At 69.4% G+C, this 15,199-nt stretch carries 11 protein-coding genes; 5 read left to right on the forward strand and 6 right to left on the reverse strand.

Annotation, left to right across the window (positions count from 1 at the left end; all coding sequences use genetic code 11):
• The first annotated feature begins 55 nt into the window (after nucleotides 1–55).
• Together ISF28_RS17965 and ISF28_RS17970 are read left to right on the forward strand one after the other, a co-directional pair.
• Nucleotides 56–1,900: a patatin-like phospholipase domain-containing protein gene (locus ISF28_RS17965; RefSeq protein WP_198118551.1), complete on the forward strand. Its 1,845-nt coding sequence runs from the start codon at nucleotides 56–58 to the stop codon at nucleotides 1,898–1,900.
• A 118-nt stretch (nucleotides 1,901–2,018) separates the two neighbouring features.
• The gene (locus ISF28_RS17970; protein ID WP_198118552.1) at nucleotides 2,019–2,390 is read left to right on the forward strand and encodes a hypothetical protein; all 372 of its coding nucleotides are present in this window, start codon (nucleotides 2,019–2,021) and stop codon (nucleotides 2,388–2,390) included.
• Between the two features lie 4 nt (nucleotides 2,391–2,394).
• Here the strand turns inward: ISF28_RS17970 and ISF28_RS17975 are convergent, their stop codons facing one another.
• Together ISF28_RS17975 and tssK are read right to left on the reverse strand one after the other, a co-directional pair.
• Nucleotides 2,395–3,777 (reverse strand): hypothetical protein, encoded by a 1,383-nt coding sequence (locus ISF28_RS17975; protein ID WP_198118553.1) that lies wholly within the window; start codon nucleotides 3,775–3,777, stop codon nucleotides 2,395–2,397.
• A gap of 45 nt (nucleotides 3,778–3,822) precedes the next feature.
• Complete coding sequence (gene tssK / locus ISF28_RS17980; RefSeq protein WP_198118652.1) at nucleotides 3,823–5,157, reverse strand: type VI secretion system baseplate subunit TssK; 1,335 nt, start codon at nucleotides 5,155–5,157, stop codon at nucleotides 3,823–3,825.
• Nucleotides 5,158–5,366: 209 nt separating this feature from the next.
• On the opposite strand from tssK, the gene tssE reads away from it, so the two are divergent.
• The 3 genes from tssE to tssG are packed head-to-tail and all read left to right on the forward strand — an operon-like array spanning nucleotide 5,367 to nucleotide 8,772.
• Nucleotides 5,367–5,870 carry a type VI secretion system baseplate subunit TssE gene (gene tssE / locus ISF28_RS17985; RefSeq protein ID WP_198118554.1) on the forward strand — a complete coding sequence of 168 codons (504 nt, stop codon included), beginning with the start codon at nucleotides 5,367–5,369 and terminating at the stop codon, nucleotides 5,868–5,870.
• A 2-nt stretch (nucleotides 5,871–5,872) separates the two neighbouring features.
• The gene (gene tssF, locus ISF28_RS17990) at nucleotides 5,873–7,726 is read left to right on the forward strand and encodes a type VI secretion system baseplate subunit TssF (RefSeq protein ID WP_198118555.1); all 1,854 of its coding nucleotides are present in this window, start codon (nucleotides 5,873–5,875) and stop codon (nucleotides 7,724–7,726) included.
• Entirely contained in the window at nucleotides 7,690–8,772 is a 1,083-nt protein-coding gene (tssG, locus tag ISF28_RS17995; protein WP_198118556.1) for a type VI secretion system baseplate subunit TssG, read from the forward strand. Before tssF ends, tssG begins: the two co-directional genes overlap by 37 nt.
• Before the next feature lie 56 nt (nucleotides 8,773–8,828).
• Here the strand turns inward: tssG and ISF28_RS18000 are convergent, their stop codons facing one another.
• From ISF28_RS18000 to ISF28_RS18015, 4 genes are all read right to left on the reverse strand, one after another.
• A complete protein-coding gene (locus ISF28_RS18000) occupies nucleotides 8,829–9,536 on the reverse strand; it encodes an MOSC domain-containing protein (RefSeq protein ID WP_198118557.1) in 708 nt (235 codons plus the stop codon).
• 86 nt (nucleotides 9,537–9,622) lie between these two features.
• Nucleotides 9,623–12,754: an efflux RND transporter permease subunit gene (locus tag ISF28_RS18005; RefSeq protein WP_198118558.1), complete on the reverse strand. Its 3,132-nt coding sequence runs from the start codon at nucleotides 12,752–12,754 to the stop codon at nucleotides 9,623–9,625.
• 10 nt (nucleotides 12,755–12,764) lie between these two features.
• Nucleotides 12,765–13,952, reverse strand: a complete 1,188-nt coding sequence (locus ISF28_RS18010; RefSeq protein WP_198118559.1) for an efflux RND transporter periplasmic adaptor subunit — start codon at nucleotides 13,950–13,952, stop codon at nucleotides 12,765–12,767.
• Nucleotides 13,953–13,962: 10 nt separating this feature from the next.
• A complete protein-coding gene (locus ISF28_RS18015; RefSeq protein ID WP_198118560.1) occupies nucleotides 13,963–15,195 on the reverse strand; it encodes a TolC family protein in 1,233 nt (410 codons plus the stop codon).
• Nucleotides 15,196–15,199 lie beyond the last annotated feature (4 nt).

The following is a 15,199-nucleotide window of genomic DNA, read 5'->3' on the forward strand; positions in this document are numbered from 1 at the left end:
ATTCCGGGGCCAAAGACCCGCATAATCCGGCTGTGATGACGACAGACGGACGGTAATGAGCGACTTTTTGCCCAAGGAATGCGATATCGTGATGGAAGGCGGGGTGACCTCCGGCGTGGTCTACCCCGCGTTCGTGGCACGGCTGGCCGAGCGTTTTACCCTGCGCTCGATCGGCGGCACCAGCGTCGGTGCGGTGGCGGCGATCGCCGCCGCCGCGGCCCAGTTCAAGCGCAACCGCGTGCGCAAGGACGGGCAAGGCGTCGACGACGGCTTTCACCAGCTTGCCCGGCTGCCGGGGCAGTTGCAGGAAAGCGTCGACGGCCGCACCCGGCTGTTCTCGCTGTTCCAGCCCTGCGCCGCGCTGCGGCCGCATTTCCGCGTGATCGCGGCGGCCCTCAACGAGACGAGCAAGACGAAGGCGGCCGGCTATCTGTCCGTCGCCATGGTGCGGCATTTTCCGCTGGGCGCCATGCTCGGCGCGGGCATGTGGCTGCTGGGCTTCCTGATCAGCAGCAGCCTGCTGAGCGGGCACTGGGCGCGCGTGCCCCTGGTCGGCATCGCCAGCGCCTTGTGGTTCGGGCTGTGCATGTTCGTGGGCGCGCTGGGCGGGGCGCTGCTGCAGGCCACGCTGACGGCCTGGCGCGGGCTGCGCGCCAACCGCTGCGGCATCTGCTCCGGCCTGCGCACGGATGCGGACAATCCGCCCGCGCTGACGGAATGGCTGCACGCGCTCGTGCAGGACATCGCCGGCCTGCCGCCGGATGCGCCGCTGACGTTCGGCCAGCTGCGCACGTCCGAGCCCCCGATCGAGCTGGCGCTGATGACGACGGGCCTGTCCGAGCTGCGCGCGCACCGCCTGCCGCATTCGAGCGCCGACCTCGTGTTCCGCGCGTCCGAACTGTCCGCGCTGTTCCCGCCCGCGATCGTCGACTGGATGAAGGCGCGTTCGCGCCACACGCGCCACGGCGCGCGCACGGTGGCGCTGTTGGCACGCATGAACGCCGCCGGCGAGGATTATTACTTCATGCCGGATCCGGACGACCTGCCGCTCGTCGTCGCGGCGCGCATGAGCCTCAGTTTTCCCGTGCTGCTGCAAGCCGTGCCGCTGTTCCGCCTGCGCGCGCTGCCCGTGCATGCGGACGGCGTCGACCTGCTGCGCGTGTGGTTCTCGGACGGCGGCTTGACCAGCAATTTCCCGATCCATTTTTTCGACGACATCCTGCCGACCCGCCCGACCTTCGGCGTCACCTTGCAGGGCGACCTGGAAGAGAGCGATCCGTTCGCCGCGCGCGTATCGCTCCCGTCGAACAACAACACCGGCGTGACGGCGGCGTACATGCCGGTCGACGAGGGCGACGGGCGGCCCTCGCTGCCGCGCTTCACGAGCGCCCTGCTGCGCACGATCCGCACCTGGCGCGACGAAGCGCTGAAACGCACGCCGGGCTACCGCGACCGCGTCGTGCAGATCCGCCACACGAAGCGGGAAGGGGGCCTGAACCTGAACATGACGCGCGCCGCCATCGACGTGATGAGCCGCAGCGGCGACGAGGCGGCGCGCCAGGTCATCGAACGTTTCCTGGATCCCGTCGCAAAGGACAACGGCTGGCTGAACCACCGCTGGGTACGCATGCGCAGCACGGCCGCCGTCCTGCAGGAGACGTTCGCGCCCCTGGCCGAAGCGTGGCACGACGCGCACCTGGTGCCGTCGTACGAAGCGCTGTGGATGGCGCACGGCGTCGATGCCTTGCCGGCCTACCAGCTCAGCAAGACGAACCGCACCGCGGGCTTCGCGCTGTGGGAACGCATCGTGACGCTGCCGCAGCAGGTGGCGCCGGCGGAACTGTCGGCCCACGCGCCGCGGCCGCAGCCGGAACTCGTGATCGCGCCGCGCATGAACTAGCCGCCGCGCGGGAGATTTGCAAGCGCGTATGTCGAGACGCGCGGCGGACACAATCGGACATCGTCCCGTGCGCGCGAGCGGCTACAGTGAGCGCATCGTCATCGACCGGACGCACGCCATGACTATTCTCCGCACGGTTCTCCCGCTCGCCATCGCCACGCTCCTCGCGCCGCTGCCCGCGGCGGCGCAACGCGTGGATGTCTGCGCGCTCGTCTCCTGCAGCGCCAGCGGCCAGCGCGCGGCCGTGCTCGACGATTCCACTCCTGCGCGGCCCGCGGCGCGGTCGTCCACACCGGCGCGCCGCGAAGAACCGGAAGCGGCAACCCGCGATCCGTGGGCGCGGCGCTTCCAGGGACGAGAAACGGAAGACGACGACGTCTGCCTGCTGAACTTCGGCATCGGCGGCCAGCTGGCCAGGAAGGGAGAGATCACCAGCCACGCGCTGGGCCGCACGCAGACGTGGCGCGCGGCGGCCCAGGACGGGCGTTGAGGGATCAAACGGCCGGCCGCACGAGCGCGGCGAGACGACGGCCGGGCACCTCGTTGGCGATGCACAGGATGGGCGCCTGGCGCGTGACCGCGTAATGGGACGCCAGCGCGAGCGCCGTCACGAACGAGACGATGCCGCTGTAGCCGCCCGCCGCGCCCACGCGCACGACGTCCACGCCGGCGCCCTGCTGCCGCAGCCCGCCGGATGCGTACTCCATCAATTCCAGCACGTAGCGCGAACGGTGCCCGGTGTCGGCGACGAGCATGGCCACGCCGGCGGCGGCGACGTCCGCGCGTGCGAGCGCGCGCTCGGCCAGCTCCTTGAGCACCCGCGCGCCGTCGCGCCTGCGCGCATCGATCGGCGCGTCCTCCACGATGGGCGCCAGCAGCGCGCCGGCGCTACCGTCGGTTGACTTGACCAACAACAGGCCGGCGGCGCCTTCGCCCGGCATCATGCCCTGCGGCTGCGTGGCAGTGAACAAGGTCCGGTCGAGCGCCCAGCGCGCGACGGTGTCGGCGCCCACGTGCGACGCGCACGCCACCACCAGCGTGACGCTGGACCCGTCGCCGGCCGCGGCGACATCGGCCAGCCGCGCGATGCCGGCGGCCGGATCGGCATCGACGGCCGCCTGGCCGATCTCGCCCTGCCATCCCGCTTGCGCCGCCGTCTGCCGCAACCACGCGGCGGCCGCGTCGCGCTGCGCGGCCGACCAATCGGCGGGCAGCAGCGGCAAGACCAGGAGCGTGGGCGCGGCTTCGTCGCGCACGATCCACTCGATCGCCGCGCGGCCCGCCAGCTCGGACGCGACGGCAGTCGCCAGGGTCAACGCGCGCCATTGCTCGTCGCCGAACAACGGATCGGCGATGCCATGCGCGGCGAGCCAGTCCGCCACGTCTTCGCGCAGCGCGTCGTCGCGGGCGTCCGGGCAGCGGGCGCACATCACGGGGCCGCCGTCGCCGTCGACGAGTTCATCGTCGAGGTCCGGACGCGCCTTGTTGTCCGCGATGACGGCGGCCAGCTCCTCGGCCGAGTCGCCATGCGGCGAGCGCAGGGCCGTGGCGAGGATCGCGAGGTGTTGCGCCCGCACCGGTTGCGCGGCCGCGCCGGATGGGCGCGCGGACACGGCGGGTGTCGCCGCAGCCGGGGCGGCGGCGCGCCGCGCGATCCAGGCGCGGCCGGCAACACCCGCCAGCAGCAGGGCCGACGGCAGGCCGAACAGCAACGTCATCCATTCGCGCGGAGCGGGCACGCGCGCGCTCACGCGCCACCAGACGAGCGTGCCGCCCCAGCAGGCGACGCAGACACCGGCGGCGATCAGGCCCTGCCTGATCCGGCCGGGCAGTGTATTGGAGGCGGCGAGCGGTTGCGCTGTGAGAGGTGCTGACATGGTCATAAGAAAAGCGAAGGTTGTCGATGGTTGCGCCAGGCAGATTCAGGCGGCAACGGCCAGCAGTTCGAGCTTCAGGCCCGTCATCCCCGACGGCACGTAGATCGCCATCGATTGCGCTTGCAGCATGCGTTCGACCATCTGCCCCTTGGCCTCGAGGATGAAATAGCACGTGTCGGGACGCACCGGCACGGCGGCGGGCAGTTGCGGCGCGTATTGCAGGCGCACGCCGGGCAGGGCGGACAGCACGCATTTCTCGACGTCGTCCGGCGCGCCGACTTTAAAGCGCAGCGGCACGGTGTCGACCAGTTCCAGGGTCGGGATATCGGCCGACACGGCGATATAAAAGGTGGTCTTGTCGTCGATCTTGCCGGAGTCGAGCATGCCGTGGTGGTAGGACGGCCGCACTTCGTTCAGGACGATGGCGAAGTACTTCGACGAGATCACCGTGTCGAGCAAGTCGCGGATGATCTGGAACATCTTGTCGAAGCCGGGGCCGGGTTCGGCGTGTTGGTACACCGGCAGGTCGGACAGCGTCCAGCTGCGGGAAAACGTCATCAGCGCGCCGGCCACGCCCAGCAATTGTTCGTGCAGGCGTTCCGGGTGCAGCTCGGGATGGTGCAGGTAGTGCGACAGCGAGGCGCAGGCGGAACTGGCCGTGTGCAGCAGCCAGAACGACGACATGTCGCCGGACCGAAATTCGATCACGTTGCGGCTCGGCTCGCGGTGGTGGCCGTACAGCGCGCTCACCTTGGCCTGCAGCGCGTCGAGCAGGCGGCGCACCTGCTGGAACAGAGTCGGCGCCGCGCCCACCGACAGGCTGGGCGGCACGAAACCCGGGTCCAGCTCGAACTGGCCGGACGGCGCGCGGCGCAGCCGCAGCAAGGGAAAGCTGAGATAGGCGTCGCGCGGCTCGAATTCCGGCACGAGACGCACGGTTTTCCTGAGATAGGACACGGACGCCGGCGCCGCCTGGGTGTAGAGATCGGGCGTTTCCTCGTTGGCTTGCACGAAGCGGACGGCCTTCGTCGGCTGGCCCGGCGGGGCGAAATTGCCGCTGAAGGGTTTCAGGCCGGGCAGGGCGGCGTAGTAGGTGACGGTCTGCTGCGTCAGCTGGCTGAGGTCGACCGTGTCGGGCAGTTCGTCGGCGCCGGGGGCGTCGACCCATTCGCCGTCCTGAAAGCGCAGCGCGAGCGTGAGGACGCGCAAGACATTGCTGGCGAGCGCCTCGCGCTCGATCTGCAGCGCTTCCACACCCCACGCATACGGGTTGACGGCCCGGATGCTCTTGTACAGCCGGTGCTCATGGTACTGGTCCTGGCGCTGGAAATGCTGCGGACGCAGGAGCAGGCCTTCGCCCCACAATACCTTGCTGGCCATATTGCCGATCGTCGTGCTCGTCATCCACGCCCCCTTCATGTTGCTTGTCCCAAGTCGACAACCTTAGTCCCTTGTGACGGTTTTTTTTCTGCAACAACCTGCGGTTTTGCTACCGCTCAAAGTAACCGTGGGTCATTCCCAACTGAACTATTTTTTCGGCCCCGACTGTGTGAAGATGCCGGCTTGGCTGGCGCCATGGAGGACGTCCGATGGAGGGATTCACGCCTGGTTTTTTCGACCGCCTGCTGGGCACGGCCGTGCGCGGCGCCGGCAACGTCGCCGTATCGCGCATGACGGTCGAGGAGTTCAAGGATGCCGTCGCGCGCGACCTGGAAGCGCTACTCAACACGCGCGCCGTGATTCCGGACAATACGCTGCAGGGTTTTCCGGAATGCAGCAACTCGCTCGTGACCTATGGCCTGACGGATTTCGCCGACCGCTCGTTGTCGAGCCCGAGCGACCGCGCCTACATCTGCGCCTGCCTCGAACAGACGATCGCCCGCCATGAGCCGCGCCTGCGCAAGGTCAAGGCGATGCTCGAAGTGCGCGACGATCAGGCGGTGAACCGTCTGAAGTTTTCGATCACGGCGCTGCTCGTCGTCAGCACGTCGGAAGAACCCGTCAATTTCGACGCGCTGCTGCAGCCGTCGACCCTGCAGTACAGCATCAGCAAGGCGGGCAGGGGCTCGATGGCCGCGTCCGCGGGAGGCTGAGCTTGGAACAATTGCTACCGTATTACGAGAGGGAACTCGGTTACCTGCGCCGCCACTTGCGCGAGTTCGCCGAGCGCTATCCCAAGATCGCCGGCCGCCTGCTCATCGGCGGCGAGGTGTGCGAAGACCCGCATACCGAACGCATGATCGAATCGTTCGCGCTGCTGAACGCGCGCATCGCCAAGCGGCTCGACGACGATTATCCGGAATTCACGGAAGCCCTGTTCGACGTGCTGTACCCTCATTACCTGCGGCCATTTCCCTCCTGTTCGATCGCGCGCGTGGACATCGCCGACCCCGCCGACAAACCGACGGGTGTCAGCATCATCCCGCGCGGCACCGTGCTCAACACGCGTCCCGTGCGCGGCGCGGCGTGCACGTTCCGCACCGTCTATCCCGTCACCGTGGCGCCGCTCGCGCTCGGCAATGCCGCGTTCTCCGCCATCATCGACCATCCGGACGCCGTGCGCCTGCCGGAAGGCGCGGGCTCCGGCCTGCGCCTGACGCTGTCCGTCACGGCCGGCCAGTTGCACCTCGGCCAGCTGGCCATGCCGCGGCTGCGCGTGTTCATCGACGGCGAGCCGTCGTTCTGCGCGGCGCTGCGCGACACCTTGTTCATGCGCGCCGCGGCCGCATACGTCGAGGTCGATCGCGGCCGCTGGTTCCCGGTGGCCGCGGTCCCGATCCACCCCGCCGGCTTCGACGACGAAGACGCCCTGATCGATTTCCCGGCCCGCTCGCATGCCGCTTACCGGCTGCTGACCGAGTATTTTTGTTTCCCCGACAAATTCAACTTCTTCGACATCGACCTGGCCGCGCTCATGGCCGCGCTGCCGACTGCGCTGGCCGAGAATACGACGACGGTCACCTTGCACCTGGCGCTGGCCGGGCTGCGCGCCGATTCGAACACGGCGAGACTACTCGGCACGCTGTCGGCCAACAACCTGCTGCTCGGCTGCACCCCTGTCATCAATCTGTTCCGCCAGCGGGGTGAGCCGATCCGCCTGACGCATGCCGGCGCCCACTATCCCGTGCTGGCCGACGCGCGCCGCGCCTTTGCCTACGAAGTGCAATCGATCGACGCCGTCAACCTCGTGCGCGAGACGCCGCAAGGCGAAACCATCGTCCAGTTCCACCCGTTCTATTCGCTCAAGCATGCCCAGACGCCCGAACAGAACGGCCATTACTGGGTGCTGCGGCGCGACGAGACGCTGGCCGAGAAAAGCCCCGGCTTCGAAACGCAGATCGCCATCGTCGACATCGATTTCGACCCCGCGGCCGTCGAAACCCAGACGCTGAACCTCGCGCTCACCTGCAGCAACCGCGACCTGCCGGCCACACTCCCGTATGGCCATCCGGAAGGCGATTTGTTCCTGGAAGGCGGCGCGAAGATGCGCTCGATCAGCTTCCTGCGCAAGCCCACCGTCACGTACCGCTTCGAAAGCGGGCGCGGCGCGCATTGGCGCCTGATCTCGCATCTGACGCTGAACCATTTATCGCTGGCGCACGGCGGCGTCGACGCGTTCCGCGAAATGCTCGCCCTGTACGACCTGCCCCGTTCGCCGTCGTCGCAACGCCAGATCGGCGGCATCGTCGACATCGAACAACGCACCGCCAGCGCCTGGATGGCGGGCAATCCATTCACCTGCCTCGTGCGGGGCGTGGAGGTGCGCCTGGTCATCGACGAAGAGGCGTTCGTCGGCAGCGGCATCTACGCGTTCGCCCACATCGTCGAGCGCTTCCTCGCCCTGTACGTGCATGCCAACAGCTTCACGCAACTGGTGGTCGTGTCCCATAAAACCGGAGATAAATTATTGACATGCCGACCGCGAAGCGGCGATTCGAGCCTGCTGTAATCGAGCGCCTGTTCAAGGAACCCTATCGCTTCAACTATTTCCAGGCCGTGCGCATGCTCGAGCTGTGGCTCAAGCGCCACGGCCGGCCGCAGCACGACGTCGTCGCCCACTACCTGCGCTTCCAGAACTCGACGTCGCTGGGTTTCCCGGCCAGCCAGCTGGAAGCCATCCAGCCCGAGCCGCGCGACATCGACCGCAACGCGCACGCGCTGGGCGCGGCCCTGAAAGACGCCACACTCAGCACCATCCGCGTCACGCCCTCGTTCATGGGTCTGCTGAGCGGCCACGGCGTGCTGCCTGTCCATTACACGGAACGCATCGCCGAGCACCAACAGCGCCACGCCGACGACGGTCCGCGCGCCCTGCTCGACACGTTCTCGAACCGCTCCCTGGCCCTGTTCTATGGAGCCTGGCGCAAGTACCGGCTTCCGTTCAAATACCAGCTCGACGGCCACGACGCCTTCCTGCCCCTGCTGCTGGCGCTGGCCGGGCTCGGCCACGACGCCTTGCGCGGCCGCCTGTCGCACGACCGCGACGGCGCCCTGCTGGACGAGTCGATCGGCTACTACGCCGGCGCGCTGCGCCAGCGCCCGCTCTCGGCCGTGCAGATGGGGCGCGTGCTGTCCGAGTATTTCGGCCAGCCCGTGCGCGTCGAGCAATTCGTCGGCGCCTGGTACGACGTGCCGCCCGGCCAGCAGACGGTGCTCGGCCGCCCCACCGCCGTGCTGGGGGCGAGCGCGATGGCCGGCGTGCGCGTGTGGCAACGCGACCTGCGGATGCGCGTCGTCATCGGCCCGCTGGACCACGCCGGTTTCACCTCGTTCCTGCCCGGCGGCCTGGCGGCGCGCGCGCTCAAGAGCCTGCTGGGCCTCATGGCCGGCGTCACGCTCGACTACGAAATCGAGCTGGTCCTGCGTGGGCCGGAGGTCCGCAGCACGGTCCTCGGCCCCGCGCCCAGCGGACGCCTCGGTTGGGATGCCTACCTCGTCGCCGGGCCGCAGGCGGACGACCGGAGTGACGTCCGCTACGACGTGCATCCGCTCTGACGCGGGCCTCGGCCGTGCTGCCTGCGCCTTGATGGCATGACCGGCCGCGTGGTCCGCTATTGGCACACCTCCCGCTCGGTCGCTGCATCGGCCGCCGCATGTTCAAACAATTCGCGGCCATCCCAGCGCGGCAGGGCAATGTCCAATTGCGTCGGCACCGCGCGGCCCGCATAGAACGGCCCGAGCCGGGCGATGATGCCGGGGAAGGCGCGGCAATAACTCGACGCGACGCCCGCCAGCTGGGCCAGCCGTTTATACGTGATCACGCTCCTGGGCGGCAAGGCGTCGAGCACGTGCACGATGCGCTCGCGCCAGTCGTCGGACCAGGCCGGCAACGGCGGCCCCGCGGCCCGGACACGGTCGCCCGGCAGGATGGTCCCGCCGCGCAGCACGCGCGCCAGCATGCCGCGCCGCGTGCCGATGCGTGTCGACAAGCCCGGCCGGTGGACGTCCAGGTGCCCGCAGGCTTCGCACTGGAACATCAGGCGCAGCAGGACTTGTTCTCCGACCTGCAGCACGGTGCCGGAGGCGAGTCGCGCCGTGTCGAGATCGACCAGCAGATTCTCGCGCAGCGCATGCGGCGGCAGCGCGAACGCGTCGTAGGCGTCCGTGCCGGCCAGCAGCAGCTGGCGCGGCGACAGCGGGTCGGCGTGCACGTCGCCGTCCAGCCCCAGGCCGGCGATGGCGCGCACGCCGTCCACGCGCGCGGGCGGCGCGGCGAGACTTGCGCGCACGGCCAGGGCTTCGATCCGTCCGATGTCCATTGCGGTATCCGTGTCGGTTGGCGAGCTCCAAGTCTGCCATAGACGCGGCCGTTCCGGACGCCGCGTCGACGTGCTCACCAGGCCGGTCAACGATGTCTCCGATCGCGGGAACTTCGGTGCGCCCACGTGTACAACGCCGGCAGGATCAGCAAGGTGAGCGCCGTCGACGACAGAATGCCGCCGATGACGACCGTCGCCAGCGGCCGCTGCACCTCGGCGCCGGTACTCGTCGCCAGCGCCATCGGCAAGAAGCCGAGGGAAGCGACGAGCGCCGTCATCAACACGGCGCGCAGACGCGCCTGCGCCCCCTCGCGGATGGCGTCCTCGGGCGTGCTGCCGGCATCGCGCAACGAGCGCACGAAGGCCAGCATGACGAGCCCGTTCAAGACCGCGACGCCGGACAGCGCGATGAACCCGACCGCCGCCGACATCGACAGCGGCATCCCGCGCAGCCACAGCGCCAGCACGCCGCCGCTCATGGCGAACGGAATCCCGCTGAACACGAGCAGCCCGTCCTTCACGCTGCCGAACATCAGGTACAACAGCGCGAACACGAGCGCCAGCGCGGCGGGGACGACGACGGCCAGGCGCCCGGCCGCCGCCTGCAGGTTCTCGAACTGCCCGCCCAGGCTGAGCCATACGCCGGCCGGCAATGTCACCTGGCGCAGGCCGGACTGCACATCCGCGACGAACGACCCCAGGTCGCGCCCGCGCACATTAGCCGTGACGACGATGCGGCGCTTGCCGTTTTCGCGGCTGATCTGGTTCGCCTCCGGGACGAACGCCAGCGTGGCGATCTCGGACAGCGGGATGCTGGCCGCGCGCCCGTCCCGCGCGGGCAGGGAGATCGGCAGGCGGCGCAAGGTCTCGATGTCGTTGCGTGCCCCTTCCGCCAGACGCACGGTGATGGCGAAGCGGCGGTCGCCCTCGAACAGGGTGCCTACGTCGCGGCCGCCGACGAGCGTTCCGAACGCTTCCTGCACGTCGGCCACGTTCAAGCCGTAGCGCGCAGCCTTGACGCGGTCGACGGCCAGCGTCAGCGCGGGCAGGCCTTCCGTCTGCTCGATCTTGACGTCGGCCGCACCCGGCAAGCGGCCCAGGACCTGGGCGATGCGCTGGGCCGTCGCGAGCATCGTGGCCGTATCGTCGCCGAACACCTTGACGGCCACGTCGCTGCGCACGCCCGAGATCAGCTCGTTGAAGCGCAGCTGGATCGGTTGCGAGAACTCGTAGTTGTTGCCGGGGATGCGGTGCGCGGCCTCCGTGATCGCGGCCACGAGTTGCGCATGCGAGCGGCGCGGCTTGGGCCATTCCCGTTCCGGCCTCAGGATCAGATAACTGTCGGCGACGTTGGGCGGCATCGGATCCGTCGCCACCTCGGCCGTGCCGATGCGCGCGAACGCTCGCTCGATCTCGGGAAATTCGCGCAGCAGGGCACTTTCCAGCTTCTGCTGCATCGCCACCGATTGCTGCAGGCTCGTGCCGGGGATCCGCACCGTCATCACGGCCAGATCGCCTTCGTTCAGGTTCGGCGCGAACTCGGTGCCCAGGCGCGTGGCCAGCAGGCCCGTGAGCAGCACGCTCAAGACCGCGAACGTCAACGCCACCGGGCGGTTGCGCAGCACCCGATCGAGCAGCGGCCGGTACAGGTCGCGCGCCTTGTGCATCAGGCGGTTGTCGTGTTCGGCCACGTTGCTGACGAACAGCGCGACGGCCGCCGGCACGAACGTCACGGACAGCACCATCGCGCCGGCCAGCGCCATCACGACCGTGATCGCCATCGGATGGAACATCTTGCCTTCGATGCCGGACAGCGCGAGGATGGGCAAGTACACGGTCATGATGATCAGCTGGCCGAACAGCAGCGGCCGTCTCGCCTCCGCCGCCGCGAGCGCCACTTCGACGCGGCGTTCCGCGGGCGTCAACGGGCGGCCCGCCGCGGCCTGGGCGAGACCGAGCCGGCGGATGCAGTTCTCGACGATGACGACGGCGCCGTCGACGATGATGCCGAAGTCGAGCGCCCCCAGGCTCATCAGGTTGGCGCTGACGCCGGTTTCCACCATGCCGGTGAACACGAGCAGCATCGTGAGCGGGATCACCAGTGCGGTGACGAGCGCCGCGCGCAGGTTCCCGAGGAACACGAATAAAATTGCAACGACGAGCAGCGCCCCTTCGACGAGGTTCTTGCGCACGGTCCCGATTGCCTTGTTCACGAGCACGGAACGGTCGTACACGGGCAACGCCTGCACGCCGGGCGGCAGCGAGCGGTTGACTTCGTCCAGCTTGCGGCGCGCGCTGTCCGCCACGGCCCGGCTGTTCTGGCCGATGAGCATGAAGACGGCGCCCAGCACGACCTCCCTGCCGTTCTCCGTGGCGGCGCCCGTGCGCAGTTCGCGGCCCGGTTCGACGTCGGCCACGTCGCGCACACGCACGGGGGCGCCGTCGACGACGTCGAGCACGATGTTGCGGATCTCTTCCAGCGATGTCAGCTGCCCCGGCGTGCGCACGACGAACTGTTCTCCTCCCCGCTCGATGTAGCCGGCGCCCGCGTTGACGTTGTTGCGGGCGATGGCATCCGTCAGGGTCGCCAGCGACAGACCGTGCGCGGTCAGCTTCGCCATGTCCGGCGCGACCTGGTATTCCTTCAGATAGCCGCCGATCGTGTTCACTTCCGTCACGCCCGCCACGCCGCGCAGCTGCGGCGCCACGATCCAGTCCTGGATCTCGCGCAGGTCGGCCGGCGAATAGGGCGTACCGTCCGGCTTGACGGCATCGGCGCGGGCTTCGACGGTCCAGTAGAAAATTTCGCCGAGGCCCGTCGCGATCGGGCCCAGCGTCGGCTCGGCCTGGCCGGGCAACCGGCTCTTCGCCTGCTGCAATCGCTCGTTCACGAGCTGGCGCGCAAAATAAATGTCGGTCCCTTCCTGGAAGACGACGGTGACCTGCGACAGGCCGTACCGCGACAACGAACGGGTCTGCTCGAGCCGCGGCAGGCCGTTCATCGCCGTCTCGATCGGGAAGGTGATGCGCTGCTCGACTTCCAGCGGAGAATAGCCGTGTGCCGCCGTGTTGATCTGCACCTGCACGTTGGTGATGTCGGGCACGGCGTCGATCGGCAGGCGCTGGTAGTTATAAATGCCCAATCCCGCCAGGGCGAGGACGGCGAGCACCACGAGCCAGCGGCGCGCGATGGCGCATGCGATGAGTTTCTGGAACATGGCGGCCTCGTCAATCGTCGTGTCCGGCTTCGCTCTTGCCGAGGTCGGCCTTGAGCAGGAAGCTGCCGCCGGCCGCGACCACCGCGCCGGACTCCAGCCCCCGCACGATCGCCGTCCGCTTGCCGTCCGAGGCGCCGGGCACGACGTCGCGCGCCTGGAAGCCGGCGGCCGTGCGGACGAACACGACACTATGCTCGTGGATGGTCTGGATGGCGTCGCTCGCCACCGTCACGGGTGCGCGCTCCTGCGGTCCCAGCAAATCGACGCTCGCCAGCATTCCGGGCCGCAGGCGTGCGTCGCGATTCGGCAGGACAATGCGCGCGGTCGCCATGCGCGTCGTCTCGCCGAGGACGGGGCCGAGGAAGGCCACGGTGCCGTCGATCTCGTCCGGCTGCGTGCCCACGCTGATCTTCGCGGCCATGCCCGCGCCGACCTGGCCCAGGCTGTCGGCGGGCACGGCCGCCTCGACCCACACGTGCGACAGATCGGCGATCGTCACCAGGGGTTTCATGTCGTCGACGGCCTGGCCAGCGACGGCCGGCTTCTCGACGACGACGCCGGCGATCGGCGCGCGCACCGTCACGCTGCCCGACACGGCGCGCCCGGGCTCGATGCCGAGGGCGGCCAGGTGTTGCGCCGCGGCCTGCGCGGCGATCTCCGCTTCCTGCACGGCCGTGGCGGCCGCCTCATAGTCCTGGCGCGCGGAGATGCGCTCGTCCCACAACGTTTTTTCGCGTCGATAGGTCGTACGCGCCAGCGCGAGGCGCCGGTGCGCACGCGCGGCCTCGGCACGCCAGCTTGCTACGGCCGGACTCTGGATCGTCACGAGCGCCTGCCCTTTGCGCACGACGCTCCCGGGCGAGACGAGCACGGCCTGCACGATGCCTTGCGCAGGCGCGGCCAGCGCAACGGTGCGTTCCGCATCGACTTTCACTTGCGCGGGCAGGTGCAGCCGCTGCCGCAGGGTGGCCGGGCCGGCCGTGTCGAGCGCGATGCCGTTGGCCTGGATTTGCGCAGCCGTCATCGCGATGCCGCGCGCGCCGGCGCCGCCTTGCGCCGTTTCGTCGGCCGCCGCGCGATCGTGGCCGTGCGCATCCGTTTGCTTGGGAGATTCCGGCGCGCGCCACAGCATCGAGCCGGCCAGGAGGAGGGCGAGCGCGCACAGCAGCGCGATCGCCAGTGTCTGTTTCTTCGTCATGGTGATCTCTTCAATGTTGTCCGGCGAGGCGTTCGATGTCGGCATAGGCGCGCCATGCGCCCTCCAGGCTGTCCCACCGGCGCGACTGCGCCTGGAACCAAGTGCGCTGGGCATCGAGCACATCCAGGAAAGAAAATTTTCCGTATTCAAAACCCTTCAAGGTCTGCTCATAGGCGTTCCTGGCGTTCGGTACGACCTCGTCGCACAGCAGCCGGGCTTCGTGCCTGGCCGACTCGTAGCGAGTGTGGGCGGCCGTCAATGCCGCGGCCGTGTCGGCCTCGGCGGCGGCCAACTCATCGCCGGCCGCGTCGACGCGGCGCAAGGCCGCGCGCAAGGCGTCCTCGTTGCGGTTGAACAGAGGCAGCGGCATCGATAAACCGACGACGGCCTGGCGCCGGCCGACCTGGTCATCCCGTTTCGTGCCGACCGACAAGGTGACGTCGGGCACGCGCGCCGCCCGCTCGACGTCAGCCTGGGCCCGCCGGGCCGCGAGCTGGCCGTGCGCGCGCCGGACGGCGGCCGATTCGCCGGCCCGGGCCAGCAAGGCGGCGAGGGGGCCTGCATCCGGCAAGGCCTCGCTCTCGTCCGCGAGCACGATGGCCGATGATGGCCGGCCGATCAGCGCGCCCAGCCGGCTTCTCGCGATGGCCAGCGCGGCCGTCGCCTGGGCGGATGCGGTCGCGGCGTCGACGGCCGCGAGGCGGGCCCGCGTCTCGTCGATGGGGGAGACCTTGCCGGCCGCCACGCGCTTGGCGGCCACGTCGACGGTCCTGCGCGCCAGATCCGTCAATGCCTGCGCGAGCGCCAGGCGGTGTCCGGCGACGAGGACGTCGTGATAGGCGGCGATGGCGTCGGCCCGGATGGCCTGGCGCCGCACCTGCGCGTCGATCCGCGCGAGGCCGGCCGCTTCCTGCGCGAGGGCGACGCGGGCCCGGCGTTTATGGCCCAGCTCAATCGGCTGGTCGATCTGCACGGTGGTCGTGCGCGTGCCCGCCTGCTGGCCTTCGCGCAGATACGACAGCGCGGGATTCGGCAGGCGGTCGGCCTGGTCGACCAGTGCTTCGCTCGCCTGGGCTTCGTGCCGGGCCGCGCGTGCGGCGGGCTGGTCCAGGGCGAGCTGGATTGCTGTGGATAAGTCGATGGATGCGGTGTCCGGCGCTGCGGCGCGCACGGGCTCGGCGCCGCAGCGCCAAGCCAATGCGGACGCGACGACCAACACCGCCAGATGTCTGGATGTGTTCATGCGT

Source organism: Massilia rhizosphaerae (genome assembly GCF_016093545.1).
GTDB lineage: Bacteria > Pseudomonadota > Gammaproteobacteria > Burkholderiales > Burkholderiaceae_D > Telluria > Telluria rhizosphaerae.

What these genes read in the sequence shown, in the direction of transcription:
- ISF28_RS17965 (WP_198118551.1), top strand. Translation starts at nt 56, where the DNA reads ATGAGCGACTTTTTGCCCAAGGAATGCGATATCGTGATGGAAGGCGGG.
- ISF28_RS17970 (WP_198118552.1), top strand. Translation starts at nt 2,019, where the DNA reads ATGACTATTCTCCGCACGGTTCTCCCGCTCGCCATCGCCACGCTCCTC.
- ISF28_RS17975 (WP_198118553.1), bottom strand. Translation starts at nt 3,777, where the DNA reads ATGTCAGCACCTCTCACAGCGCAACCGCTCGCCGCCTCCAATACACTG.
- tssK (WP_198118652.1), bottom strand. Translation starts at nt 5,157, where the DNA reads ATGGCCAGCAAGGTATTGTGGGGCGAAGGCCTGCTCCTGCGTCCGCAG.
- tssE (WP_198118554.1), top strand. Translation starts at nt 5,367, where the DNA reads ATGGAGGGATTCACGCCTGGTTTTTTCGACCGCCTGCTGGGCACGGCC.
- tssG (WP_198118556.1), top strand. Translation starts at nt 7,690, where the DNA reads ATGCCGACCGCGAAGCGGCGATTCGAGCCTGCTGTAATCGAGCGCCTG.
- ISF28_RS18000 (WP_198118557.1), bottom strand. Translation starts at nt 9,536, where the DNA reads ATGGACATCGGACGGATCGAAGCCCTGGCCGTGCGCGCAAGTCTCGCC.
- ISF28_RS18005 (WP_198118558.1), bottom strand. Translation starts at nt 12,754, where the DNA reads ATGTTCCAGAAACTCATCGCATGCGCCATCGCGCGCCGCTGGCTCGTG.
- ISF28_RS18010 (WP_198118559.1), bottom strand. Translation starts at nt 13,952, where the DNA reads ATGACGAAGAAACAGACACTGGCGATCGCGCTGCTGTGCGCGCTCGCC.
- ISF28_RS18015 (WP_198118560.1), bottom strand. Translation starts at nt 15,195, where the DNA reads ATGAACACATCCAGACATCTGGCGGTGTTGGTCGTCGCGTCCGCATTG.